The organism is Streptomyces specialis (genome assembly GCF_001493375.1).
In the GTDB taxonomy this organism is placed as follows: domain Bacteria; phylum Actinomycetota; class Actinomycetes; order Streptomycetales; family Streptomycetaceae; genus Streptomyces; species Streptomyces specialis.
Genome location: NZ_LN929862.1, coordinates 1 through 1,534, shown reverse-complemented (window position 1 = coordinate 1,534; position 1,534 = coordinate 1). Strand labels below are relative to the sequence as shown.

1 protein-coding gene is annotated in these 1,534 nt (G+C 69.2%); it reads right to left on the bottom strand.

Annotation, left to right across the window (positions count from 1 at the left end; genetic code table 11):
• Positions 1-54 precede the first annotated feature (54 nt).
• Positions 55-1,329, bottom strand: coding sequence for a ferritin-like domain-containing protein (locus BN2279_RS09610; RefSeq protein WP_267887124.1), 1,275 nt, complete (start codon positions 1,327-1,329; stop codon positions 55-57).
• Positions 1,330-1,534 lie beyond the last annotated feature (205 nt).

Here is a 1,534-nt window from a genome sequence, read left to right as displayed (position 1 = left end):
CCACCGTTTGTATCTGTCTTTGCTCTTTTTTTCTTGTTATTGTGTTTGGTGCTCCTACCCCTCCGCTTTCCTCTTCGTCTGCAGCGTCAGATGAGTATAAGATGCCTCCCGTGGGTTCATGGTCCTGAACTGGTCGGCGAACGAGCGCAGGATCCCGGGCACGGACGCGGCCAGCCGGGGGATCTTCCCGGCGCTGTCCGCGAGGTCGGCGCAGCGGGCGGCGGCCCGTTTCGCGGCGACGTCGGCGCGGGCGACGGCGACGGGGTCGCCGCCCATCGTGAAGGTCGGCCCGGCGGTCCGGCCGGGGCGCCCGGAGGGCAGGGTGACGATGTGCTCGGCGAGGGGGCGCAGCACGCCGGTCATGAGGTCCAGGGCGGCGTTCATCAGGCGGGAGCGGCGCAGGCTCTTGTCGGGGCTGAGGCCGAAGTGCTGGACCATCAGCCACGCCGTCAGCGCGTACGCCCGGTCGAACACGTCGATCGCGGCGCGGGCCTCCTCGTGGGTGACGAGTTCGGCGCCCGGCCGGCCGGGGAGCAGCGTGGGGTTGCGGACGACGGGGTAGGCCGGTTCCCACGGGACGCGCCGGCCGCCGGGCCCGGTGGTGTACTGCGCGGTGAGGGCGTCGGAGACGCGCAGGAACGTGTCGAAGTGGGAGTCGGACGGCAGGGGGGCGGCCAGGATGTTGCCCTCGCCGTGCTCGGTGACGAAGTCGAGGGCGAAGACGGCGCTGGAGACGTCGTCCACCTCCAACTGGTAGTCGGGGTGGGTGAGGTCGAGCGTCTCGCGCATGAAGAGGTGGTGTTCCCCGCCGCCGCGTCCCCGGTCGACCAGGAAAACGCCGTCGAGGGTCTGGACGGCGGCGCGGATCGCCGCGTACAGCTCGCTGAGGGAGCCGTAGGCGAACGGCGGGGCGTCCGTTCCGCCGGGGCCGGGGGCGTGGCCGGTCAGGTGGTGGGGCCGTTCCAGGGCGATGAACCGCTGGAGGCTGCCGCGGTGGAAGCCCTCCAGGCACAGGTCGAGCGGCACGGGCAGGGCGCGGCCGGCGGTGGCGAAGTCGATGTCGGGCAGGTGGAACGGCTCGCCGGTGGCCATGAGGATGTTGTTGATGACGAGGAAGTGGGTCATCTCCTCGCGGGCGACGCCCAGCAGGGTGCCGCGCAGGCCGCCGTCGAGGCTGTGGGGGCCGTCGCCGCACAGCAGCCGGGCCTGTTCGGGGGTCCAGGTGCCGCGTTGGACGTACTGGTGGGCCGCCGTGTGGGTGGGGATCGACCAGGCGGCGTACAGGTACTGGAGCATGACGGCGAGTTCGGCGGTGACGGCCTGGCGCAGCGCGGCGCACAGCGCGTCGCGGGGGGGGGGGGGTGTCGCTTTTACAGCTCTGGCGTTGCCCTCGGGGAGTATAGGGGAGGGTTAGGTGGGAGGCGGGTGTATTTATAAAAAAAGCCAGACACTAATCTACGGATGTGGATGGAGGACACACCGATAAATTAGGAAGCGAGCAGGATGCTAAGAGAGGGTATAGTTCTAACATTGA